The organism is Micromonospora sp. RTBAU3-60, assembly GCF_054963695.1.
Map to the genome: position 1 here is coordinate 141,634 of NZ_JBUEGB010000016.1, position 23,036 is coordinate 164,669.

General features: G+C 73.2%; 18 protein-coding genes and 1 riboswitch. Of the genes, 7 read left to right on the forward strand and 11 right to left on the reverse strand.

What is annotated here, in order from left to right; translation table 11 throughout:
- Positions 1-8: 8 nt before the first annotated feature.
- The 4 genes from ACY34I_RS18415 to ACY34I_RS18430 all read right to left on the reverse strand — a co-directional run bounded on the left by ACY34I_RS18415 (position 9) and on the right by ACY34I_RS18430 (position 4,530).
- On the reverse strand, positions 9-1,604 hold the full coding sequence (locus tag ACY34I_RS18415; protein WP_462756212.1) for a glycosyltransferase family 4 protein: 1,596 nt from the start codon (positions 1,602-1,604) through the stop codon (positions 9-11).
- 31 nt (positions 1,605-1,635) lie between these two features.
- A complete protein-coding gene (locus ACY34I_RS18420; RefSeq protein ID WP_148794228.1) occupies positions 1,636-2,673 on the reverse strand; it encodes a Gfo/Idh/MocA family protein in 1,038 nt (345 codons plus the stop codon).
- A complete protein-coding gene (locus ACY34I_RS18425) occupies positions 2,670-3,779 on the reverse strand; it encodes a DegT/DnrJ/EryC1/StrS family aminotransferase (RefSeq protein ID WP_462756213.1) in 1,110 nt (369 codons plus the stop codon). Before ACY34I_RS18425 ends, ACY34I_RS18420 begins: the two co-directional genes overlap by 4 nt.
- 100 nt (positions 3,780-3,879) lie before the next feature.
- Complete coding sequence (locus tag ACY34I_RS18430) at positions 3,880-4,530, reverse strand: TetR/AcrR family transcriptional regulator (protein WP_462756214.1); 651 nt, start codon at positions 4,528-4,530, stop codon at positions 3,880-3,882.
- A gap of 150 nt (positions 4,531-4,680) precedes the next feature.
- Here ACY34I_RS18430 and ACY34I_RS18435 point away from each other — a divergent pair, with 150 nt between their 5' ends.
- The 4 genes from ACY34I_RS18435 to ACY34I_RS18450 all read left to right on the forward strand — a co-directional run bounded on the left by ACY34I_RS18435 (position 4,681) and on the right by ACY34I_RS18450 (position 9,801).
- Positions 4,681-5,580, forward strand: coding sequence for an ABC transporter permease (locus ACY34I_RS18435; protein ID WP_462756215.1), 900 nt, complete (start codon positions 4,681-4,683; stop codon positions 5,578-5,580).
- Positions 5,573-6,388, forward strand: a complete 816-nt coding sequence (locus tag ACY34I_RS18440) for an ABC transporter ATP-binding protein (RefSeq protein WP_148794232.1) — start codon at positions 5,573-5,575, stop codon at positions 6,386-6,388. The genes ACY34I_RS18435 and ACY34I_RS18440 overlap by 8 nt, the downstream gene beginning before the upstream one ends.
- A 171-nt stretch (positions 6,389-6,559) precedes the next feature.
- Entirely contained in the window at positions 6,560-8,083 is a 1,524-nt protein-coding gene (locus ACY34I_RS18445) for an SDR family NAD(P)-dependent oxidoreductase (RefSeq protein ID WP_462756237.1), read from the forward strand.
- A 2-nt stretch (positions 8,084-8,085) separates the two neighbouring features.
- On the forward strand, positions 8,086-9,801 hold the full coding sequence (locus tag ACY34I_RS18450) for a CDP-glycerol glycerophosphotransferase family protein (protein ID WP_462756216.1): 1,716 nt from the start codon (positions 8,086-8,088) through the stop codon (positions 9,799-9,801).
- A 6-nt stretch (positions 9,802-9,807) separates the two neighbouring features.
- Here the strand turns inward: ACY34I_RS18450 and ACY34I_RS18455 are convergent, their stop codons facing one another.
- The 5 genes from ACY34I_RS18455 to ACY34I_RS18475 form a co-directional block, all read right to left on the reverse strand.
- Positions 9,808-10,566 (reverse strand): alpha/beta fold hydrolase, encoded by a 759-nt coding sequence (locus tag ACY34I_RS18455; RefSeq protein ID WP_462756217.1) that lies wholly within the window; start codon positions 10,564-10,566, stop codon positions 9,808-9,810.
- 103 nt (positions 10,567-10,669) lie between these two features.
- Positions 10,670-11,503, reverse strand: coding sequence for a C39 family peptidase (locus tag ACY34I_RS18460; protein WP_462756218.1), 834 nt, complete (start codon positions 11,501-11,503; stop codon positions 10,670-10,672).
- Between the two features lie 211 nt (positions 11,504-11,714).
- Positions 11,715-11,856, reverse strand: a riboswitch (cyclic di-AMP (ydaO/yuaA leader).
- 290 nt (positions 11,857-12,146) lie between these two features.
- A complete protein-coding gene (locus tag ACY34I_RS18465; protein ID WP_462756219.1) occupies positions 12,147-12,932 on the reverse strand; it encodes a hypothetical protein in 786 nt (261 codons plus the stop codon).
- Between the two features lie 148 nt (positions 12,933-13,080).
- Complete coding sequence (locus ACY34I_RS18470) at positions 13,081-13,632, reverse strand: hypothetical protein (RefSeq protein WP_462756220.1); 552 nt, start codon at positions 13,630-13,632, stop codon at positions 13,081-13,083.
- 126 nt (positions 13,633-13,758) lie between these two features.
- A complete protein-coding gene (locus ACY34I_RS18475) occupies positions 13,759-14,922 on the reverse strand; it encodes an acyltransferase family protein (protein ID WP_462756221.1) in 1,164 nt (387 codons plus the stop codon).
- Positions 14,923-15,225: 303 nt separating this feature from the next.
- Between ACY34I_RS18475 and ACY34I_RS18480 the strand changes: the two genes are divergently transcribed.
- A complete protein-coding gene (locus ACY34I_RS18480; protein WP_462756222.1) occupies positions 15,226-15,861 on the forward strand; it encodes an alpha-ketoglutarate-dependent dioxygenase AlkB in 636 nt (211 codons plus the stop codon).
- 168 nt (positions 15,862-16,029) lie between these two features.
- Positions 16,030-17,376 carry a uracil-xanthine permease family protein gene (locus ACY34I_RS18485; RefSeq protein ID WP_462756223.1) on the forward strand — a complete coding sequence of 449 codons (1,347 nt, stop codon included), beginning with the start codon at positions 16,030-16,032 and terminating at the stop codon, positions 17,374-17,376.
- 202 nt (positions 17,377-17,578) lie between these two features.
- On the opposite strand, the gene ACY34I_RS18490 is transcribed toward ACY34I_RS18485, so the two are convergent.
- On the reverse strand, positions 17,579-20,068 hold the full coding sequence (locus ACY34I_RS18490; RefSeq protein ID WP_462756224.1) for a DNA gyrase/topoisomerase IV subunit A: 2,490 nt from the start codon (positions 20,066-20,068) through the stop codon (positions 17,579-17,581).
- Positions 20,069-20,101: 33 nt separating this feature from the next.
- A complete protein-coding gene (locus ACY34I_RS18495) occupies positions 20,102-22,159 on the reverse strand; it encodes a DNA gyrase/topoisomerase IV subunit B (RefSeq protein ID WP_462756225.1) in 2,058 nt (685 codons plus the stop codon).
- Positions 22,160-22,390: 231 nt separating this feature from the next.
- Here ACY34I_RS18495 and ACY34I_RS18500 point away from each other — a divergent pair, with 231 nt between their 5' ends.
- Positions 22,391-23,008: a class I SAM-dependent methyltransferase gene (locus tag ACY34I_RS18500; protein WP_462756226.1), complete on the forward strand. Its 618-nt coding sequence runs from the start codon at positions 22,391-22,393 to the stop codon at positions 23,006-23,008.
- The last annotated feature ends 28 nt before the right edge of the window (positions 23,009-23,036 follow it).

Sequence of the window (23,036 nt, forward strand, 5' to 3'; positions counted from 1 at the left end):
GGTGCGGGTCAGCCCGCGGCGACCGCCGCCCCGGTGGGCGCCGCGGCCGGCGGCGCCAGGTCGGGCCGGAGCCGGCGGTAGACGCCTTCCAGCACCTCGGCCTGCGCCTCCCAGGTCCACCCGTCCAGCAGGCCGGGGCGGTCGTACGCGGCCCGGTAGCGGGCCGGGTCGGCGAGCACCGCCCGCACCGCGCGGAGGTAGTCCGCGACGTCCTCGGCGCGGAAGACCTCGCCCTGGCCGGTCTCCCGGACCGTGTCGGCCATCGTGCGGACATCGCTCACCACGATCGGCAGCCGGGCGTGGGAGTACTCGAGGAACTTCGTGATCAGCGCCAGCTCGTGGTTGGGCTTGTGGTGGATCGGGATGACGCCGGCGTCGGCGCTGGCCAGGAAGGCCGGCACCCGCCAGTGCGGCACGTACGGCAGCAGGTGCACCCGGTCGGCGACGCCGAGTTCCACCGCCCGGGCCCGCAACGCCTCGGAGGCCGCGTTGCTCGCGGTGGGGTGCAGGGTGACCAGGGCGACGTGCAGCTTCTCCAGCTGCGGCAGTGCGTCGATCATCAGCTCGACACCCCGGGACGGGTTCACCCCGCCGCAGTAGACCAGCAGCGGCGTCGCCGCGTCGATGCCGCACGCGTCGCGGACGTCCGTGCTGCCATCGGGCACGCCGGTGACCGGCCGAGGCGGGGCGTTGAGCACCACGTCGGGGCGGACCGGGAGCCGGTGCGTGCGCTGGAGCAGCTCGGCCAGGGTCGCCGAGACGGTGATGACGGCGTCCGCCGCGTCGATGTACTCCTCCACGTGGGCGACCTGGGCGGGCAGCCAGCGGGGGTTGTCGGCGCGGCCGAGCACCCCGCCGACGAACTCGTGCGCGTCCCAGACCAGCTTGGTGCCGAGCCCGCGCGCCCGGGCCCGCCGGGCCGCCCGGGCACCCACGCCGATCATGCGGAAGTCGTTGGCGTGGATGATGTCCGGCGCCAACTGGTCGATGACCGGGCCGAACGCCAACTCGTAGTCCCACAGCCCGCGGTCCAGCCGGCGCCAGCTGCGCGGGCCGAGCAGCGTCTGCCAGAACCGGATCGACGTGCGGGTGATCAGGTTGTCGGGGTCCTGCTGGCGCAGCCGGAGGCGGTGCAGCTCGCCGCCGCGGAACTTGGCCCAGCGGCCGAGCGCCCTGGCGGCCAGCGAGGCCGGCGGGGCGAGCAGACCGCCGAGGCGCTGGGTGAGCGAGGCCGAGCCGGTGCGGCGGGCGACCGCGAGGGCCACCCGCCGTTCCGCGATCGCCGCCTGCCAGGCCTTCATCCGCTGGATCCGGTAGCCGCCGTGCCGCCCGGGCGGGTACGCCAGCGGCCGGCGCAGCGAGCGGTGGAACTGGCTGGGGTGCTGGCCGAGCGACCGGGGCACGCGGATCAGCCGGACCCGCGCGTCCCCGATCGACCAGTTCTCCTGGGCACCGTTGCTGAGGATGCCGAGCAGCACGACGTCCCACCCGGCCTCCGCTGCCGAACGGGCCGTCTTCTGGACCCGCGAGTCGCCCTGCACGCCGTTGTCGACGAGCATGACGACGCGGCCACGGGTCGGGCGCGGCGTGCTACCGGCTTCCATCAGGTGCCCTGCCTCCTCGTGCAGTCGGCCGTCAGGACGCGACGGCGGACGGCAGCGGGTCGCCGCTGTCAGACGGCGCGACCGAGACGGTCACCCCGGCCGACGCGGACTCCAGCAGTGCGGCGGCGACCTGCACGGTCCGCAGGCCCTGCCGCAGGGTGACGATGTCGCTCTCCTTGCCCTCGACCGCGTCGCGGAAGCGCTCGTGCTCGACCAGCAGCGGCTCCCGCTTCGGGATCGCGTACCGGATCATGTCGCCGGTCGCGACGCCGCGGAAGGTCCGCAGCGCCTCCCACTCCATGTCGATGGCCGCGTTGGCGTAGAAGGTGAGGTCGGCGGTGAGCGTGTCCGCGACGAAGCAGCCCCGGTCGCCGGTGATCACGGTGGACCGCTCCTTGAGCGGGCTCAGCCAGTTCACCAGGTGGCTGACCATGGTGCCGTCGGTGAGCTGCCCGACCGCGGCCACCATGTCCTCGTGCAGCCGGCCGCTGCGGGACACCGTGCGGGCCGACACCGAGGTGTATTCCCGCCCGGTCACCCAGCCGGTGAGGTCGATGTCGTGGGTCGCCAGGTCCATGACCACGCCGACGTCGGCGATGCGGTGCGGGAACGGGCCCTGCCGCCGGGTGACCACCTGGTACACCTCGCCCAGCTCACCGGCCTCCAGGCGCACCCGCAGGTTCTGCAGGGAGGGGTTGTAGCGCTCGATGTGGCCCACGCCGGCGACCAGGCCGGCCGTCTCGAACGCCTCGACCAGGCGGACCGACGCCTCCACCGACTGGGCCAGCGGCTTCTCGATCAGGGCGCTGACCCCGTTGCGGGCCAGCTCCACGCCGATCGGCTCGTGCAGCGCGGTGGGGCAGGCCACGACCGCGTAGTCGATGCCGAGGGCGAGCAGGTCCTCCAGCGTGGGCAGCACCGGCGCGCGGAGCTGCCCGGTCGGGTCACCGGCGGGGTCGACGATGCCGACCAGCTCGACTCCGTCCAGGCCGGAGAGCACCCGGGCGTGGTTGCGCCCCATCGCGCCGAGGCCGATCAGGCCGGCGCGCAGCTGCTTGCCGCGGCTCATCGGGCGCCCCCGGCGAGGTTCGCGCCCTCGGCGATCCGCTCCAGGTCGGCCGCGCTCAGCGACGGGTGCACCGGCAGCGAGACCACCTCGGCGGCGGCCCGCTCGGTCTCCGGCAGGTCCCACGGGCCGGGCTTGCCGTCCTCGGTGAGGTACGGCTTCAGCCGGTGGATCGGGGTCGGGTAGTAGACGGCGTTGCCGATGCCCAGCTCGGTGAGGCGCTTCTGGGCCGCGTCCCGGTCACCGCGGACCCGGACCGTGTACTGGTGGTAGACGTGCACCGCGGCGTCGGCGACCGGCGGGGTCACCATGCCGGTGATCTTCGAGTCGAGGAACTTGGCGTTCGCCTGGCGCTGGGCGGTCCACTCCGGGAGCTGGCGCAGCTGCACCCGGCCGATCGCCGCCGCCACGTCGGTCATCCGCATGTTGGCGCCCACGATCTCGTTGGCGTACCGCTGCTCCATGCCCTGGTTGCGCAGCAGCCGCAGGGTGCGGGCGACGCCGGCGTCGGCGGTGGTGATCATGCCGCCCTCGAGGCTGTGCATGTTCTTCGTCGGGTAGAAGCTGAAGCAGCCGGCGGCGCCGAAGGCGCCCACCGGGGTGCCACCGAGGCTGGCCCCGTGCGCCTGGGCCGCGTCCTCGACCACGGCCAGGCCGTGCCGCTCCGCGATCGGCATGATCCGGTCCATGGCGGCCGGGTGGCCGTACAGGTGGACGGGCATGATCGCGACCGTGCGGGGCCCGACGGCCGCCTCGACGGCGGCCGGGTCGATGCAGAAGCTGCCGGGCTCGATGTCCACGAAGACCGGCGTGGCGCCGACCAGGCGGACGGCGTTGGCGCTCGCGGCGAACGAGAACGAGGGCACGATGATCTCGTCGCCCGGGCCGAAGCCGAGGGCCATGAGGGTCAGCTGCAGGGCGGAGGTGCCGGAGTTGACCGCCACGCAGTGGCGGCCGGCGACGAGGTCGCCGAACTCCTGCTCGAAGGCCGCCACCTCAGGGCCTTGGACGACCATCCCGCTGCGCAGGACCCGCACAGCCGCCTCGATCTCGGCCTCGCCGATCACCGGCCTGGCTGGGGGGATGAACTCTGCATTGGGCCCAGACATGGGCTTCCTCCTGTCGGTTGGAGCTCGTCCGGCCGCGATGCTAACCGGTACGGATTCGGGTGGGATGGGCGGTACGGGTGGGACGTGTGGGGCGGGTGTGTCACTGCTGCTGGGCAACCAACTGCCCCTCGTCCTGGTTCGGCAGGGGCGTCTGGCAGGCGGCCTGGAGGGCGCCGGCGACGGCCGCGGCGAGCCGGGGGATCTCGGCGGGGTCCAGCGGCACCCGCGCGATGGCCAGCCGCCAGTAGAGCGGGCCGACGATCAGGTCGGTGGCGGCGACCGGGTCGATCGCGGTCAGCTCGCCCCGCGTCACGGCGAGTCCGATCAGCCGCTCCCCGAGCGCCTGCTGGTTGTTGCGCAGCACCTCCTGCAGGGTCTGCCCGATCTGCGGGTTGCGGGCGGCCTCGGCGAGCAGGTCCGGGATGATCTGTGACGCCAGCGGGTGGCGCAGGGCGCGCGACATGATCAGGTAGACCACCTCGAGGTCGCCGGTGAGGCTGCCGGTGTCCGGCAGCAGCAGGCGCTGGCCGGCCACCGACCCGACGATCTCCAGGACCAGGTCGAGCTTGGAACTCCAGCGGCGATAGACGGCCGCCTTGCTCACCCCGGCCCGCCGGGCCACCGCCTCGATCGACAGCCGTGCGTAGCCTACGACGGCGAGTTCGTGCATGACGGCGTCCCGGATCGCGCTGGTGATGTCGTCTCGGAGCACCGCCGCGCCGGCCGGAGCACGCCTCTTCTCGGTCGCCACGTGGAACAATGTAGCGCAGCGACGGAACGGTTGCGTCGCGACGTACCCATGGACTACCTTGCGTCCAGCGAGCGGGCGGGGCGACGGCTTCGCGCCCCACCTTCCGTTGTCGCGCTCATCCCGCACACCGAAAGATCGGAGCGCCTACCCATGGCCAACACGGCGGTGGCCGACCCCGACGCAGGACTGACGCAGAGGCAGCTCGCCGAGCGTTACGGCCTGACGTTCGCCGGGGCCCGCCCCTCTCTGGCCGCGTACACGCGGCAGCTGTGGTCCTACCGACACTTCATCGCGGCGTACGCGAACGCCAAGGTGGTGGCGTCGTTCAGCACGGCCCGGCTCGGCCGGCTGTGGCAGGTGCTGACCCCGCTGACCAACGCGGCGGTCTATTTCCTGATCTTCGGTGTGATCCTCAACACCCGCGGCGGCGTCAGCAACTTCATCGGGTATCTCTGCATCGGCCTGTTCGTCTTCACCTTCACCTCGGCCGCGGTCTCCACCGGGGTGTCGTCGATCAGCGGCAACCTGGGCATGATCCGGGCGATGCACTTCCCCCGGGCGACCATGCCGCTGGCGGCCACCCTGATCCAGCTGCAGCACCTGGTCACCGCCATGGTGGTCCTGGTCGGCATCGTGCTGGTGACCGGCGAGCCGATCACCCTGGAGTGGCTGCTCGTGGTGCCCGCGGTGATCCTGCAGTCGATCTTCAACGCCGGCCTGGCGCTGGGACTCGCGCGGGTCGGCGCCAAGATCGTCGACATCAAGAACCTGATGCCGTTCATCATGCGGACCTGGATGTACGGCTCCGGCGTGCTCTACAGCGTGGACAAGTTCGCCCAGAACATCCACAACCCGATCGCGATCGAGATCGTGCACGCCAACCCGCTGCTGATCTACATCGAGCTTGTCCGGCACGCGCTCATGGAGAACGCCCCGCTGAGCTCGTCGGCACCCCGGCTCTGGGTCATGGCGGCCGTCTGGTCCGCTGTGATCGGCGTCGGCGGCTACCTCTACTTCTGGCGCGGAGAAACGGAGTACGGCCGTGGCTGAGACCACCACCCTCCCCCAGCACGCGAAGACGACGGCCGACGGGCGGCGCATCCCCACGGTGATCGTCGACGACGCCCACGTGATCTACCGGGTGCACGGCGCCGGCTCGGCCAACACCAACACGCCGGTGAGCGCCCTGAAGCGGATCCTGACCCGGATGCCCGCCCCCACCGTGCGGGAGGTGCACGCCGTCAAGGGCGTGACCTTCACCGCCTACCGGGGCGAGGCGATCGGCCTCATCGGCAGCAACGGCTCGGGCAAGTCCACCCTGCTGCGGGCGATCGCCGGCCTGCTGCCGGTGACCCGGGGCGCCGTCTACGCCCAGGGCCAGCCCGCCCTGCTCGGCGTCAACGCGGCCCTGCTCAACGACCTCACCGGCGAGCGGAACGTGGCGCTGGGCCTGCTGGCGATGGGCTTCTCGCCCGAGGTGGTGAAGCAGCGGACGCCCGAGGTCATCGAGTTCTCCGGCATCAACGAGCGCGGCGACTTCGGCTCGCTGCCGATGCGGACGTACTCCTCCGGCATGTCGGCCCGGCTGCGCTTCGCGATCTCCTCGGCGAAGGACCACGACGTGCTGCTCATCGACGAGGCCCTCGCCACCGGTGACCGGAAGTTCCGCCGGCGCAGCGAACAGCGGGTTCGCGAGCTGCGCGAGAGCGCCGGCACCGTCTTCCTGGTCAGCCACCAGCTCAGCACCATCCAGGAGACCTGCGAGCGGACGATCTGGCTGGAGTCGGGCGTGATGCGGGCCGACGGGCCGACCGCCGACGTGATCGCGCAGTACGAGGCGTTCACGAGCGGCAAGTAGTGCGGAAACGGGCACCCCGACGCATCGGCCGGGGTGCCCGTCCCGCGTCGTTCGGGCCGGGCCGGGAGCTATGGTCGTACGACCCGAGCGCTCGGCGGATCCGCGCGACGACTCCCGCAAACCCGGCTCGGTGAACCCGTGAGCAACATTGGTGACAACGGTGAGGACCGCATGACCCAGCATCCGGCCACGGCGCCGGCCCCCGCCCCCTGGCGCCCCAGCCGGACCGTGGCGGTGATCCTGGCCGGCGGCACGGGCACCCGGCTCGGCCTGGGCATTCCCAAGCAGCTGCTCAAGGTCGCCGGCAAGCCCATCATCGAGCACACCCTCGCGGTCTTCGAGGCCGCGCCGGAGATCGACCAGATCATCGTGCTGATGGCGGCCGGCCACGTCCACGACGCCGAGCGCATCGTCGAACAGGCCGGCTTCCGCAAGGTCACCTTCATCGGCGAGGGCGGCGACACGCGCAACGCCACCACCCGGCTGGCCCTGGACGTGATCGGCCCCGAGGACTGCAACATCCTCTTCCACGACGCGGTGCGACCGCTGGTCAGCGGCCGGATCATCCGCGAGTGCGTGAACGCCCTCTGGACCTACTCGGCGGTCGACGTGGCCATCCCGTCCGCCGACACGATCATCCAGGTGGACGAGCACGACTGCATCACCGACATCCCGGTCCGCGCCGCCCTGCGCCGGGGCCAGACCCCGCAGGCGTTCCGGTCCGGCACCATCCGCGAGGCGTACCGGCGGGCCGAGGGTGACCCGGACTTCGCCGCCACCGACGACTGCGGCGTGGTGCTGCGCTACCTGCCCGGCACGCCGATCAAGGTGATCGACGGCTCGGACGAGAACATCAAGGTCACCCACCCGGTCGACGTGCACCTGGCGGACAAGCTCTTCCAGCTCGCCGCCGCGCAGACGCCCCGGGTGACCGACCACCGCAGCTACACGGAGGAGCTGACCGGCCGGACCGTGGTGGTCTTCGGCGGCAGCTACGGCATCGGCCACGAGCTGACCGAGCTGGCCCGCCGCTACGGCGCCCAGGTCTTCCCGTTCAGCCGCTCCACCACCGGCACCCACGTGGAGCGGGCCGAGGACGTGGCGGCCGCGCTGACCACCGCCTTCGAGGCGACCGGCCGGATCGACCACGTGGTGGTCACCGCCGGGATCCTGGAGAAGGGCGCCCTCGCCGAGATGGACGAGGCGACGATGGACCGGCTCCTGCAGGTCAACTTCGTCGGCCCGGTCACCATCGCCCGGCAGTCGCTGCCGTACCTCCAGCAGACCAAGGGCCAGCTGCTGCTCTACACCTCCAGCTCCTACACCCGGGGCCGGGCCCGGTACGCGCTCTACTCCGCCACCAAGGCCGCCCTGGTCAACCTGACCCAGGCGCTCGCCGACGAGTGGGCCGAGTTCGGCGTACGGGTCAACTGCGTCAACCCGGAGCGCACCGCCACGCCGATGCGTACCAGGGCGTTCGGCGAGGAGCCGGAGCACACCCTGCTCTCCGCCGAGGCGGTCGCGCAGGCCTCCCTCGACGTGCTCATCTCCGACCTGACCGGCCAGGTCATCGACGTCCGCCGGGCGCCGGGTGAGCCGGCGGCGGGCGGCGAGCAGGTCGCCGTGGTGCCGGCCCAGCCGGACGCGCACCCGGCGCCGACGTCGGGCCGGGCGACCAGCGGGACGGGGTGGTAGCGATGCGTGGTGACCTGGTCCGGAAGCTGCTCGCCCGGGCACTGACCACCGGGCTGGCGGTGCTGGCGTTCCTCGTCGTGGCGCTCACCGGGGCGACGGGTTGGGGGCTGGCGATCGCGGTCGCCGCCCTGGCCGCCGCCGCGTGGGAGCGCCGGGTACGGCCCACCGCCGACGGCGTCGCCGAGTCGGTGCTGGTCGCCGCCGGGATCCTGGTCGGCTACGCCCGCCGGCTCGACGCCGGCTTCGACCCGGCGCTGGCCGCCACCGCGCTGGTGCTGCTCGGCCTGGTGCTGCTGGTCGGGCCGCTGCGCGAGGCGGGGGCGCTGGAGATCCGCGCCGCCAACCTGCCGGTCCGCACCTGGACGCCGCTGGTGGCCGCGCGGCTCGGTGACGCGCTGCTGGTGCTGCTCGCCGTGGTGGCGGTGGCCGCCGGCCTGGCCCTCCCGGCCTGGCTGGCGCTGGTCGCCGCCCTGCTCGTCGGCGTCGGGTGCGGTGCGGTCGGGCTGGACCTGGCCCGCCGGCGGTTCCGGCCGCCGGCCGGGGGCGGCCCGGTGGGCCGGGCGCTGCGCCGCCACCAGCCCGAGTTCGTGCTCCACTTCTCCGCCCCGCCCGGGTCGGAGTACCAGGTCACCATGTGGCTGCCCTATCTGGAACGGATCGGTCGGCCGTTCCTGGTCATGCTGCGGGAGCCGGAGTTCCTGCCGACGATCGCCGCCGCGACCCGCGCGCCGGTGGTCTTCTGCCCGACCCTCAAGGCCATGGACGAAGCGCTGGTGCCCAGCCTGCGGGCGGCGTTCTACGTCAATCACGGCGCGAAGAACAGCCACTGCATCCGGTTCTCCCACCTGACCCACGTGCAGCTGCACCACGGGGACAGCGACAAGGCGCCCAGCGCCAACCCGGTGTCGGCGATCTTCGACCGGATCTTCGTGGCCGGGCAGGCGGCGATCGACCGGTACGCGCGGGCCGGCGTGGAGATCCCCGCCGAGAAGTTCGTGGTGGTCGGCCGTCCCCAGGTGGAGGCGATCGAGGTACGCCGGGAGCCGGCCCGCGGCCTGACCAACCCGACGGTGCTCTACACCCCCACCTGGACGGGACACCACGCCGATGCGAACTACTGCTCCCTGCCGGTGGCCGAGACGGTGCTCCGCCGGCTGCTGGACCGGGGCGCCACGGTGATCCTGCGGCACCACCCGTACACCGCGCAGAACCCGGCCTCGGCGCGGCAGCTGGCCCGGCTCACCGAGCTGCTCGCCGCGGACAAGGCGAAGACCGGTCGGGAGCACGTGTGGGGCACGGCGGCCACCCGCGAGCTGACCCTGACCGACTGCGTCAACCGCTCCGACGCGCTGGTCTCGGACGTCTCCGGGGTGATCTCCGACTACCTCTACTCCGGCAAGCCGTACGTGGTGACCGACATGGGCGCCGACGGCGACGAGTTCGTCGCACGGTTCCCCCTGGCCGGCTCCGGCTACGTGCTGCGCCGGGACATGTCCAACGTGGACGAGGTGCTGACCGAGCTGCTCGACACCGACCCGAAGGCCGCCGAGCGCTGGGCCACCCGCACCCGCTACCTGGGCGACTTCCCCGCCGACTCGTACGCGGAGGCGTTCCTCGACGCCGCCCGCCGGCAGCTCGAACCGGGCTGGACCGCGCCGGCCCCCCGCGCCGCCGACCCGGTCGCGCCGGACGGCTCGCCGCTGTCACCCACCCCCTGACGGCGGTCAGTGGTACGCGTCGAGGAGGGCGAGCACCGCCTCCGGGTCCTCCAGGTGCGCGTTGTGGCCCAGCCCCGGCAGCGTCGCCACCGGCACGCCCAGCTCCTTGAGCTGCGCGTCGCTCACCATCGGGTCCTGCTCGCCCCGGGCCAGCAGCACCGGCACGTCGGTCGCGGCGAGCAGGGCGGGCAGCTGCGGCTCCCCCACCGCGAACGCGGCCGGGTCCATGGCCAGCCGCCAGCGGCCGTCCTCGCGGCGCAGTCCGGCGTCCACCACCGGGTGGTCCGGGGCGAACAGCCCGGTCAGCCCGGCCACCCGTAGGTAACGGCGGGCCGCCTCGTCCCGGCTGGCGAACCAGGTCACCGGCCGCTCGGCCAGCTCGCGGGCCTTGGCCAGCTCGGCCGGGGACCAGGCGACCTTGATGCCGAGCCCGACCACCCCGTCGATCGGGAGCTGCCGCGCCCGCGCGGCCAGCGCCAGCGCCACCACCCCGCCGAGCGAGTGCCCGAGCACCACCAGCCGGTCCCGGGGGCCGAGCCGCTCGGCGACCGGACCGAGCCCGGCCAGCACCCGCCCCGCGAGGGCCTCGAAGGAGTACGCCGGCAGCGGCGGCGACCAGCCGTGGCCGGCCAGGTCGGGCGCCAGCCAGCGCCCCGCCCAGCGGCGCTCCAGCAGCGGCGCCCAGGGCAGCCACACCTCACCGGTGGCGCCCATGCCGTGCAGCAGCAGCAGCAGCAGATGGCGGGTACCCGTCTCGTCACCCATACGGCGCAGTGTGCCACCGGACGGACACCAGGCGCGAGACCGGACCCGGATACGACGTCGGGCACCGGCTCCAGGAGCCGGTGCCCGACGTGCCGGGGTGGGATCAGGCGGAGTAGCCGCGGGTGCCCGCCCAGTTCGCCAGATCGATGGTGGTGATCCAGTACTCGGGCAGCGCCGGGTTCGCCGAGTCGGCGATCCGCACGGTCCGGCCGTCGTCCTTGTAGCCGATCACGGCGATGTAGTGGCCGCCGGGGAACGAGTGCCAGCCGCCGTCGGTGTCGGTGGCGGAGCCGGCGATGTTGACCACCACGCCACGGCCGTCGGTGATCGCCTTGACCACGTCGGCCTGGAGCTGGTCCATCTGCGCCGGGGTCGCGGCCTGGCCGGGGATCATGTGGGTCCGGTACGGGTTGCCCTTGACCATCTGGTTGAGCCCGCGGGTGGTGTCCTCGGCGGAGTTGGTGCCGTTCACGCCGGCGTTCAGCGGGGCGACCATCGCGTCCTGGGTGGTCTCGACGCCGCTCGCGCTGAGTGCGTTGCGTACCGCGGCGGGGCCGCAGTTCCAGTAGGCGGTCTGCGCCTCGTAGGAGTAGTCGAGGACCTTGGTCGACGGCGGCTTCGGCTTCGCCTTCGCGGTCTTCGTGACGTCCGGGTCCGGCTTGGCCGAGCTGGGCTTCGCCGAGGGCGACGCGCTGGGCGAAGCGGTCGGGGACGGGGCGGCGACCCGGGCTTCGCTCCGGGTGGCGACGTCACCGAGGCGCGGGGCCAGTTGGGCGACGGCGGCGGTGGTCTCCTGCCGGACGGGCGCGTCGTTGGTGCTGGCCAGGGCCGCGCTGGCGCCGCCGGCCAGCACGAGGGCCGCGGCGGAGCCGGCGACGATCTGGTACGGGCGCTCGCTCGCGAGGCGCCGCAGCTGACGCTTCAGGTGGTGCTTCACGTGTTCCTCCACGGGGGGCCGGAGCGGCACACGTCGACCCGACGCGCGGAGGAGCTCACGCGCGTTGCTGGGGCGGGTGGCCGCGGGAAAAGAGCGCCCGGCGGGCCGGGCTGCGGGGGTCGGTTACCGGAACTCGCCGGTCAGGCGAGCGCCGGCACCGTGGCGCCGTGGAGGCGGGGGGAGGATCGGGGGGTGGTTCGCACGAGGTTGGAACTCCTTCCGTGGCCGCCTACCGGGTTAGCTGACGGATTCGGGCGGGAAGTAGGCCCTACCGCGGGCGTCGGCTCGCGGATTCACCCCGGTGTTGCACTGGGTCCCCGGTTCGTGAGATCACGATTGAGCGGGTCGGCACGGCGTCGCCACTTGCGATCGGAAACCGCACCGGACGCGCTGACACTACCGGTGGGTACTCCGCCTGCCAAGCGCCCCCACCTGCGTAAACGTCAACCACCGTTACCGAGACCGGAACAGCTGGTCACTGACGCGACTCAATGGGACGACCGTTTTAGCGGGAACCGTAGGGGCCACTTTCGGACATCCGGGCGCCGATCGCACGGGAATTGCGGGGCTCGATCACCCGGCCTGATCCGGATGACCGTTTTCCCGGTCGCCGTGACCGGGCTCACCCAAATCGGATAACGATTCAGCCGACCCGCGCCGGCCGCCACCGCGCGGCGGGCACCCCGGCGGCGCCGGCCGCCACCGGGGCGAGGGTCTGGGTCACCGCCTCGGCGGGGCGTACCGGGACCGCCTCGGGCCGGACCGCCTCGGCGGCCGCGTACGCCTCCACGGCCAGCACCCGCGCGGCCTCGGCGGCGAGCTCGGCGTCCCGCCAGGCCCGCCGCTCCCGCTCGGCGACCGCCTGCCAGCGGGCCCGCCCGCCGTCGCGTACCGCCCGGGCCAGGACGATCTCCTGCTCGGCCGGGTGTCGGCGCGGATCCCACCCGTTGCGGCCGGCGAGGACGTCGGCGAGTTGCCGGGCGGTCAGGTCGCCCCGCCAGTGCGCCGTCATGGCGGCGTGGTGCAGCCACCGCTCCCGGGCCGCGTACTCGGCCGGCGTCCGGGGCGTCCGCGGCGCGCGTAGCACCGCCGCCCCCGCCAACCGCCGGGCGGCCGCCTCGGCCTCGTCGTACGCCCGCCAGGCCCGGTCGAGCTCGTCGTGCGCGGTCAGCCACTGTTCGCGCCACCGGCGGGCGGTCTGCGCGGCCCCGGCGGCGGCCACCGCCACCTCCTCGGCGTAGCGGCGTAGGTCGGCGCGGCGGGCCGCCTCCTCGGCGGCCGGGTCGGGGGCGGGATCCGGCGGGGTGTTCGGCTCGGGCCGGGCGACCAGGGCGGCGAGCACGGCCATGGCGAGCACGAGCAGGGCCGACCAGATGGCGGCGGCTGCGGGAATCTCGGTCAGGAAGTGGTGGAGAACGGTCTGCTTCAAGGTCGGCACCTTACGGAACGACGTGGTGGAGAGGTCCGCACGGCCGGCGGGGCGGGGCGCGACCGGTCACGGCTGCCGCCGGGCCGCCGGGCGGGTGCGGGGGTGAGGTTCGGTGGTACGGCGTGGGCGGGCGGGCCCGCCGGGCTCGTCAGCGGGCGGGTGGGGCCCGGGAGCCGACGGTCGCCGGGAGCAGCCCGACCAGGACGCGGTGCCGGTCGGAAGGGGCGACCACGACACCCCGGACCATCGGGTCCAGGACGTCGACCGGGCCGACCTGCCGGTCGCCGGCGGCGACCGCCCGCGTGGCCACCGGACCCACCGCCACGGCACTGTCGGCCTCGGCGGAGCCGGACGCCGTCCACCCGGCCGCCTCGGGCGATCCGGTCCCGATCCGCGCGGCGGGACCGGACGATCCCGCGCCGGCCCGAGCGACCGCGTCGGCGGCCCGGTCGGACCAGCGGATCAGCGCCCGGAGGGCCCGGTCAGCGCCGGTCGACCGGACGTCGCCGAGCTGCCCGGCGCCGAGGGCCGCGCGGTCGACGGCGACCGTGGGGGAAGCCGCGTGCGCCGTCGCGGCCGGGCCGAGGGGCAACGTGGCGGCGCCGAGCGAGCAGGCGACGACCACGGCCAGGCTGGCCAGCATCCGCGCCGTCCAGCGCGCCACCCACCACACGGGACAGGTGAGCGCGATCGGAAGCACGTGCCCAAATTACCGCCGAAACGGCCGTATCGCACCATCGCCGGGCGTGTCGCACCGCCGGTGGACTGGCGCACCGGCCAGGGTGGACAGCGGCCGGCGTACATCGCCTGTCGTGCTCCGGCCCGCTCAGGGCGGGTCGCGCCGCCCGGCGTACTCGATCGACCTGGGCCGCGGGATGCGGACCTCGACCGGTTCGGCGGGGGCGACCGGCGCGCGGTCCCGGCGGCGCGGTCCCAGCCGGCGCATCAGCGGCATCTCCACCCAGCGGTGCAGGGCTGCGGCGAGCAGCAGGTTGACCAGCAGGAAACCGAGCACCGCGAGCGGGCCCCACCAGCCGCGCAGCCCCTCGCCCCAGTGCCCGGTCAGGCGCAGCACCGTCTGCATCACCAGCACGTGCACCAGGTAGAACGCGAACGAGACCTCACCGAGCCAGACCATCGGTCGGGACCGCCACGGGGTGCGCCGCCCGCGCACGTCGGCGTCGGCCGCGGCGGTGATGACCAGGAGGTACGCCACCGCGAGCAGGGCCGCCCAGAGCTCCGCGCGGACCCACTGCGCGGCGACCACCCAGGTGGCGACGAAGAGCACGGTGGCCGGGATCAGCCCGGGACCCCGCCAGCGGCCCCGGCGCATCAGCTCGGCCGCCGCCACGCCCATCCAGAACTCTAGCGACCGCACCACCGGGAAGACCTGGGCGAACCACCAGCGGCTCTCCTCGGGCACCAGGCGCTGGCCGGGCCAGAGGGCCAGGATGAGCAGCGGCGCGGCGACCACCACCGCCCAGAGCAGGCCCGGGCGGGCGCGGCGCAGCGCCGGCAGCACCCACGGCAGGCACAGATAGAACGCGAGCTCGCAGGATAGCGACCAGCTGACCGTGTTGACGCTGTAGAAGTAGCCGGGGGTGGGATTCCACGCCTGGGTCAGGGTGAGGTTGCCCAGCGCGGCCCAGGGGGCGACCGGGTCGGCGAACCAGAACGCGACCAGCAGCGCCGCCACGAACGTGACCAGGTGGTTCGGGTAGATCTTGGCCAGCCGGCGGCGCAGGAAGGTACGCCGGGGCTCACCGTCCCGGTAGGACCAGACCAGCACGAATCCACTGAGGATGAAGAAGAACTCCACACCGGACAGACCGAGCGTGAAGAGCCAGTCCACCACGGCCTTGTAGTCGGGCTCGGCGACGATCCGCATGGTCCCGGCGTGGAAGCCGAAGACCAGCAGGGCGGCGATCCAGCGCAACCCGGTCAGCGACGGCAGCCGGACGGCGCGGACGCTGGTCGGCGCGCTGGTCATGCCGGCAGCCCGACCGTCAGCAGGATCACCAGCATGCGTCTCCCCCTCCGGCGGTCGGCGACGGGCGGCACCGGGACCACCCGGGGCGGCGCTCCACCGCGACGCCGCCGCCGGGCACCCTACCCGCCGAGGCCCCGGACCGCCGCCCGCGCCGTCGCGCCGCCCGGTCATCGGGACGCTCCGACCTCGCGTGTCGCCCGGTCATCGGCGCCCTCCGGCGTCGCGTGTCCGGCCATCGGGACGCTCTGGCGTTGCGCATCGCGTCGTCGTACGCCTGTTCGAGAAGGAGGTAGGATCGGCGGCGTGTCCGACGTCGCGTACCAGCCCTCGATGCTCGACTTCGCCGAGCAGGGGCCGACCCTGGGCCCGCTCGCCGGCCAGTTGCGCCGGCACGAGCTGAGCCGGGGAGCCTGGGTCGACCACCTGCCGGGCTGGGTGCGGGGCTCCGACGGGGTGCTCGACACGTTGCTGCGCGACGTGCCGTGGCGGGCCGAGCGCCGCACCATGTACGAGAGCGAGGTCGACGTCCCCCGCCTGCTCTGCTGGTACGCCGCCGGCCGGCCGCTGCCCCATCCGGTGCTCACCGCGGCACGCGAAGCGCTGACCCGGCACTACGCGGCCGAGTTGGGCGAGCCCTTCGTCACCGCCGGCATGTGCCTCTACCGGGACGGCCGGGACAGTGTGGCCTGGCACGGCGACACCCTGGGCCGCTCGGCGCACGGCGACACCCTGGTGGCCATCGTGTCCTTCGGCTCGCCGCGCCCGCTGCTGCTGCGCCCCCGGGGTGGCGGCGCGAGCCTGCGCTTCCCGCTCGGCCACGGCGACCTGGTGGTGATGGGTGGGTCGTGCCAGCGCACCTGGGAGCACGCCATCCCGAAGACCGCCCGCGCGGTCGGCCCCCGGGTCAGCGTCCAGTTCCGCCCCGCCGGCGTGGCCTGACGGCCGCCCCGCCGCCCCGCCGGACGCCACCGGACGGATCGGCCGCCTCGGCCAACGTTCGTGGTCCGGGATCCGGCCGACCGCGCCCGGACGCGGATCGGTGACGTGCTAGAAACGACTCTCAGGGTCGATCACGCCCCCGTCACCTGACGACGCGAAGGGCGCAGCATGTCCCAGTCCCCCACCGAGCCGCGATCCCGCTGGTCCCCGTGGCGCCTGCACGGCGACGGCCGCTCCGTCCGCCCCGGCGACGTGGTGCATCCCGACGAGCGGCTCTCCTGGCCGCGTACCGTCGGCGTCGGCGTGCAGCACGTCGTCGCGATGTTCGGCGCCACCTTCACCGTGCCGCTGATCACCGGCTTCCCGCCGGCCACCACGCTCTTCTTCTCCGGGCTGGGCACGCTGCTGTTCCTGCTGATCACCGGCAACCGGCTGCCGTCGTACCTGGGCTCGTCGTTCGCGTTCATCGCCCCGGTGCTGGCCGCCAAGACCGGCGGTGGCATCCCGGCCGCGCTCGGCGGGATCGTGGTGGTCGGCGCGGTGCTGGCCCTGGTCGGCGCGGTGGTGCAGTGGGCCGGCGCGCGGTGGATCGACGCGTTCATGCCGCCCGTGGTCACCGGCGCGATCGTCGCCCTGATCGGGCTCAACCTCGCCCCGGTCGCCTGGGACGGCGGGGGCAGCGGCACGGGCGTGAAGGCGCAGCCGCTGATCGCGGTGGTCACCCTGGTCGCGATCCTGGTCGCCACGGTGGTGTTCCGCGGCTTCCTGGCCCGGCTCTCCATCCTGCTCGGCGTGGTGGTCGGTTGGGTGCTCGCCGCCGTGCTCGGCGAACTCGACCCGAAGGCGGTCACCGGCCTGAAGGAGGCCGCCTGGGTGGGGCTGCCGCAGTTCCACGCCCCGAACTTCAGCGTGCGGGCGGTGGTGCTGGTCATCCCGGTGATCCTGGTGCTGATCGCGGAGAACGCCGGGCACGTCAAGGCGGTCGCCGCGATGACCGGCCGCAACCTCGACCGGGACATGGGCCGGGCGTTCCTGGGTGACGGCATCGCCACCGTGCTGGCCGGCTCGGGCGGCGGCTCCGGCACCACCACGTACGCGGAGAACATCGGCGTGATGGCGGCGACCCGGGTCTACTCGACCGCCGCCTACTGGGTGGCCGGCGTGGCGGCGGTGCTGCTCGGGCTGAGCCCGAAGTTCGGCGCCCTCATCCTCACCGTGCCGGCCGGTGTGCTGGGTGGGGCGACCACCGCCCTCTACGGCCTGATCGCCATCCTCGGCGCGCGGATCTGGATCGAGAACCGGGTCGACTTCCATGACCCTGTCAACCTGATGACCGCCGCCGTGGCGGTGATCGTCGGCGCGGCCAACTACACGATCACCGCCGGCGACCTGTCGTTCAACGGCATCGCCCTGGGCACCGCCGCCGCCCTGATCATCTACCACGGCATGCGCCTCATCGCCCGCCTCCGCGGCACCACGGCGGCGTCCCGCCGCGGCCCCGAACCCGAACTCTGACCCCACCCCGCCTCCGCCCCGCCTCGCCGGACTCGCCGGACTCGGGCCCGGTGATCATGAAGTTAGCGGTGACGAAACGGACATTCCGTGCGGCCAACTTCATGATCAACTCCGCCCGGCGGGCGGGGCAGGTGGGCGGGTAGGCGGGACGGGAAACGCTGCGGGGCCGGCGGCTCACGCCGCCGGCCCCGCATGGCGTGGGTCAGTCGCGTTCGATCTGGTGGCCGACGACGGTGGGGCCGAGCATGACGGCGAACCCCGAACCGTCGCGGCGGGGATCCGCCGGCGGCAGTTCCACCGGATCGCCGTTCGCGGTCGCGCCGACCGGGCGCGGGCCCACCCAGGCCACCGCCAGGTCCACCTCACCCTTGAGGAACCGCTGCGCGCGCACCCCGCCGGTCGCCCGCCCCTTCGCCGGGTACGCCTTGAACGGCGTCACCTTGACCGTGGCGCCGGTCGAGGTGACCACCATCGGCTCCCCGTGCCCTGGGTCGTCGGTGCGGACCGCGCTGAAGAAGACCACGTGCGCCCCGGCCGACAGGTTGATGCCGGCCATGCCGCCGCCCTTGACGCCCTGCGGCCGCACCAGCGATGCCGCGAAGCGCAGCAGCGACGCCTCCGAGGAGATGAACGTCAGGGCCTCGGTGCCGTCGGTGAGCCAGGTCGCCCCGACCACCTCGTCGCCGTCGCGCAGCGAGATCACCTCGAACTCGTCCGAGCGCACCGGCCACTCGGGCGCGCAGACCTTGACCACGCCCTGCCGGGTGCCCAGCGCCAGACCGGGCGAGCCCTCGGCGGTCGGGCCGAGCGGCGCCAGCCCCACCACGGTCTCCCCGGGCTCCAGCGGCACCAGCTCGGCCGCCGACATGCCGCCGCGCAGCGACACCGTGCCGGACTGCTCGGGCAGCACCGGCAGCGGCAGTACGTCGATCTTGAAAGCCCGCCCGGCGCTGGTGACCAGCAGCACCCGGCCCCGCGCCGTGGTGTGGACGACCGCGCGTACCGCGTCGTGCTTGACCCGGCCGCTGCGCCGGCGCCCCTCAGCGGCCTCCTCCGACTCGGCCGCGGTCCGGGCGACCAGCCCGGTGGCGGAGAGGATCACCTGGCACGGGTCGTCGGCGACCTCCAGCGGCCCGGCCGGTACGGAAGCCGCGAGGACCTCCTTGAGGTCCCCGTCGACCAGGGTGGTACGGCGCTCGGCGCCGAACTGCTTGACCACGGCCGCCAGCTCGTCGGAGACCAGCTTGCGCAGCACTTTCGGGTCGTCGAGGATCCGCGACAGGTCGGCGATCTCGGCGCGCAGCTTCTCCTGCTCGGCCTCCAGCTCCAGCCGGTCGTACTTGGTCAGCCGACGCAACGGAGTGTCCAGGATGTAGGTCGCCTGGATCTCGGAGAGCTTGAACTTCTGCATCAGGCCGTCCTTGGCGGCCTGGGCGTCCTCGCTGGCCCGGATCAGCTTGACCACCTTGTCGATGTCGAGCAGGGCGATCAGCAGACCGTCGACCAGGTGCAGCCGCTCCTCCCGCTTGCGCTTGCGGTACGAGCTGCGCCGGGTGACCACCTCGTAGCGGTGGGCGAGGAAGACCTCCAGCAGCTGCTTGAGCCCCAGGGTCTGCGGCTGACCGTCCACCAGGACCAGGTTGTTGATCCCGAAGGACTGCTCCAGCGGGGTGAGCCGGTAGAGGTCGGCCAGCAGTGCCTGCGGGTTGACCCCGACCTTGCACTCGATGACCAGCCGGGTGCCGTTCTCCCGGTCGGTGAGGTCCTTGACGTCGGCGATGCCGGTCAGCCGCTTGGTCTTGTTGACCTCGTTGGTGATGGCCGCGATGACCTTCTCCGCGCCGATGCCGTACGGCAGCTCGGTGACCGTGATGGCCTGCCGGCCGCGGCTGCCCTCCAGGGGGCCGATCTGCACCCGGCCGCGCATCCGCACCACGCCCCGGCCGGTCTCGTACGCCCGGCGCACCTCGTCCAGGCCGAGCAGCAGCCCGCCGGTGGGCAGGTCAGGGCCGGGGACGAACTCCATGAGCTTGTCCAGCGTGGCGTCCGGGTGGTTGATCAGCCAGCGGGCGGCCTGGACCACCTCGCCGAGGTTGTGCGGGATCATGTTGGTGGCCATCCCGACCGCGATCCCGGACGCGCCGTTGACCAGCAGGTTGGGGAAGGCGGCCGGGAGCACGGTGGGCTGGGTGAGCGAGCCGTCGTAGTTGGGCTCGAGGCCGACGGTGTCCTCGCCCAGCTCGCCGACGAGCAGCATCGCCTCCCGGGACATCCGGGCCTCGGTGTAGCGGGCGGCGGCCGGGCCGTCGTCCGGCGAGCCGAAGTTGCCGTGCCCGTCGATCAGCGGCACGTTGAGCGAGAAGTCCTGGGCGAGGCGGACCATCGCGTCGTAGATCGCGGCGTCGCCGTGCGGGTGGTACTTACCCATCACGTCACCGACGATCCGGGCCGACTTCACGTGCCCCCGGTCGGGGCGGTGGCCCTGCTCGTACATCGACCAGAGGATGCGCCGGTGCACCGGCTTGAGGCCGTCCCGCGCGTCCGGCAGGGCGCGGGAGTGGATGACCGAGAAGGCGTACTCCAAGTAGGAGTCGGAGACCTCGGTGACCAGTGGGTTGTCGAAGACCCGCGCGCCGGCCTGGTCGAACGCGGACAGGTCGGCGCGGGCGCGGTCGTCCCTACGGCGTGCCATGGTTCAGCTTTCCTTCCGAAACGAACCCGGTGGTCAGGCGTCGATGGCTTCGCGGTCGACCCGGTCGGCCGAGTCGATCAGCCAGTTGCGGCGGGGTTCGACCTTCTCCCCCATGAGCAGTTCGAGGATCTGCTCGGCGGCCTCGACGTCGTCGAGGGTGATCCGGCGGACCGCCCGGGTGGCCGGGTTCATGGTGGTCTCCCAGAGCTCGTCGGCGTCCATCTCGCCGAGGCCCTTGAAGCGCGGGATCGGGGTGACGATCTGCTTGCCGGCCTTTTCCAGCTTGCGGACCGTCGCCTCCATCTCGGCCTGGGTGTAGGTGTAGATGGTCTGCGGGTTGCGCCCCTTGGTGGTGATCTTGTGCAGGGGCGGCATCGCCGCGTAGAGCCGGCCGGCCTCGATCAGCGGCCGCATGTACCGGGCGAAGAGCGTGATCAGCAGGGTACGGATGTGCGCGCCGTCGACGTCCGCGTCGGCCATGATGAGCACCCGCCCGTAGCGCATCGCCGACAGGTCGAAGGTACGCCCGGAGCCGGCGCCGAGCACCTGCACGATCGCCGCGCACTCGGCGTTGTCCAGCACCTGCTGGAGGTTGGCCTTCTGCACGTTGAGGATCTTGCCGCGGATGGGCAGCAGCGCCTGGTATTCGGAGGAGCGGGCCATCCGGCTGGTGCCGAGGGCGCTGTCGCCCTCCACGATGAACAGCTCGCTGCGGTCCACCCCGGTGGCCCGGCAGTCGACCAGCTTCGCCGGCATCGACGCGCCCTCCAGCGCGGTCTTGCGCCGGGCGGCGTCCTTCTGCTGCTTCTGGGTGAGCCGGACCCGGGCCGCGTCGACGATCTTCTGCAGCACCGTACGGGCCTCGGCCTTGGTCTTCCGGTCCTCCAGCCAGGCCTTGAGGTGCTGCTCGACCAGGCCCTGGAGCACCTTGGTGATGCCGGCGGTGGAGAGCTCGTCCTTGGTCTGCGAGGTGAACTGCGGCTCCGGGATCCGCACGTGCACCACCGCGGTCATACCCTCCAGGACGTCGTCCAGGGTGGGCGCGTCCTCCTTGGGCTTGAGCAGGCCGCGGGTGTTGCGGGCGGCCTCAGCGAGGGTACGCACCAGGGCGCGCTCGAAGCCCTTGCGGTGGGTGCCGCCGTGCGCGTTGCGGATGGTGTTGGTGAAGCACTCGACGGTGCGGTCGTAGCCGGTGCCCCAGCGGAACGCGACCTCGACCTCGGCCCGGCGCTGCACGTTGGACTGCATCACGCCGTTGGCGTCGGCGGCGTTCTCCCGGTAGGTCCCCTCGCCGGTGACCAGCAGCGTGCCGGAGACGGCGCGGTCACCGGCCGGGGCCAGGTATTCCACCATGTCGGTGAGGCCGTTGGGGAAGTGGAAGTTCTCCTCGACGACCTCCTCCCCCGTCTCGTCGCGCAACCGGTACGCCACGCCGGGGACGAGGAAGGCAGTGTTGCGCAGCTTGAGCCGGACCGCCTCGGTGTCGAGCTTCGCCCCGGTCTCGAAGTAACGCGGGTCGTGCCACCAGCGGATCGAGGTGCCGGTCGGCTGGCGGCGCTTCATGGCACCGACGATCTGCAGCCCGGGGCCGGGGGTGAACGGCGCGTCCGGGCCGTCCCCGTCGAAGATCCCGGGTACGCCGTGCCGGAACGACATCGAGTGGACCTTGCCGCCGCGGCGGACCGTGACGTCGAACCGCCGGGAGAGCGCGTTGACCGCGGAGGCGCCGACTCCGTGCAGGCCACCGGAGGTCTTGTAGCCCGAGCCACCGAACTTGCCGCCCGCGTGCAGCCGGGTCAACACCAGCTCCACACCGGAGATGCCGGACTTGGCGTGCACGTCGGTGGGGATGCCCCGGCCGTCGTCGTCGACCTGCACCGAGCCGTCGGCGTGCAGGATCACGTCGACCTTCGTGGCGTGGCCCCCGACACCCTCGTCGGTGGAGTTGTCGAGGATCTCGTTGACGAGGTGACCCACGCCACGGCTGTCGGTCGAGCCGATGTACATGCCGGGGCGCTTGCGGACGGCGTCCAGCCCCTCGAGGTGCGTCAGGTCGTCGGCCCCGTACAGGGTCTCAGGCTGTGCGGTCAACTGGTCGTACTCCCAGGTCTCGGCGGTGTGGTGCCGCTCGCCGGCTTGATCGCCTCGCGCGGCGCGCCGCAGCGAGCCTAGCCCGGCGATCCGACAGAGCCGTGGCACCGGGTGGGTGCGGCGTCCGGTTAGGGTGCGTCCGGGGTCTGTGCCCCCGCCCGGTCATGGGCGTCCGGAGGCGAGGAGGCGTCCGTGCAGCACAACCATCCGACCCGCCGGTTGTCTTCCCGCGTGACCGTTGAGGGCGATCCGACCGGCTGGTTCGAGCGGCTCTACGCCGAGGCCGAACGGGGCGAGGCGGTCGTGCCGTGGGACCTGGACCGGCCGCATTCCCTGTTCAGTGAATGGACCGGCCGGACCTGCCCGGACGGGTCCGGCCGATCTGCCCTGGTCGTCGGCTGCGGCTTCGGCCGGGACGCCGAGCACCTGGCCGGCCTGGGCTTCGCCACCGTGGCCTTCGACATCTCGGCGACGGCGGTCCGGGCCGCCCGGGAACGCCACCCCGACTCTCCGGTCCGGTACGAGACGGCCGATCTGCTCGACCCGCCGCCCGGCTGGCTGGACGGGTTCGACCTGGTGCTGGAGAGCATGAACGTGCAGGCGCTCCCGGTCGAGCTGCGACAGCGGGCGATCCCGGCGGTCGGCCGGCTGGTCGCGCCGGGCGGGACGCTGCTGGTAATCGCCATCGGCCGGCGGGACGACGAGGAGGTCGAGGGTCCGCCCTGGCCGCTGACCCGGGCCGAGATCGACGGCTTCGCGGCCGGGCCGCTGGCCCCGGCACGGGTCGAGGAGATCGTCGCACCGGACGGCACGCTCCGCTGGCGCGCCGAGTTCCGTCGAGACGCCTGACCCCTGGAGACGGTGGACCGCTCGGGCG

Coding starts and splice junctions, on each gene's coding strand:
- ACY34I_RS18415 (WP_462756212.1), bottom strand. CDS start 1,604: ATGGAAGCCGGTAGCACGCCGCGCCCGACCCGTGGCCGCGTCGTCATG.
- ACY34I_RS18420 (WP_148794228.1), bottom strand. CDS start 2,673: ATGAGCCGCGGCAAGCAGCTGCGCGCCGGCCTGATCGGCCTCGGCGCG.
- ACY34I_RS18425 (WP_462756213.1), bottom strand. CDS start 3,779: ATGTCTGGGCCCAATGCAGAGTTCATCCCCCCAGCCAGGCCGGTGATC.
- ACY34I_RS18435 (WP_462756215.1), top strand. CDS start 4,681: ATGGCCAACACGGCGGTGGCCGACCCCGACGCAGGACTGACGCAGAGG.
- ACY34I_RS18445 (WP_462756237.1), top strand. CDS start 6,560: ATGACCCAGCATCCGGCCACGGCGCCGGCCCCCGCCCCCTGGCGCCCC.
- ACY34I_RS18450 (WP_462756216.1), top strand. CDS start 8,086: ATGCGTGGTGACCTGGTCCGGAAGCTGCTCGCCCGGGCACTGACCACC.
- ACY34I_RS18455 (WP_462756217.1), bottom strand. CDS start 10,566: ATGGGTGACGAGACGGGTACCCGCCATCTGCTGCTGCTGCTGCTGCAC.
- ACY34I_RS18475 (WP_462756221.1), bottom strand. CDS start 14,922: ATGACCAGCGCGCCGACCAGCGTCCGCGCCGTCCGGCTGCCGTCGCTG.
- ACY34I_RS18485 (WP_462756223.1), top strand. CDS start 16,030: ATGTCCCAGTCCCCCACCGAGCCGCGATCCCGCTGGTCCCCGTGGCGC.
- ACY34I_RS18490 (WP_462756224.1), bottom strand. CDS start 20,068: ATGGCACGCCGTAGGGACGACCGCGCCCGCGCCGACCTGTCCGCGTTC.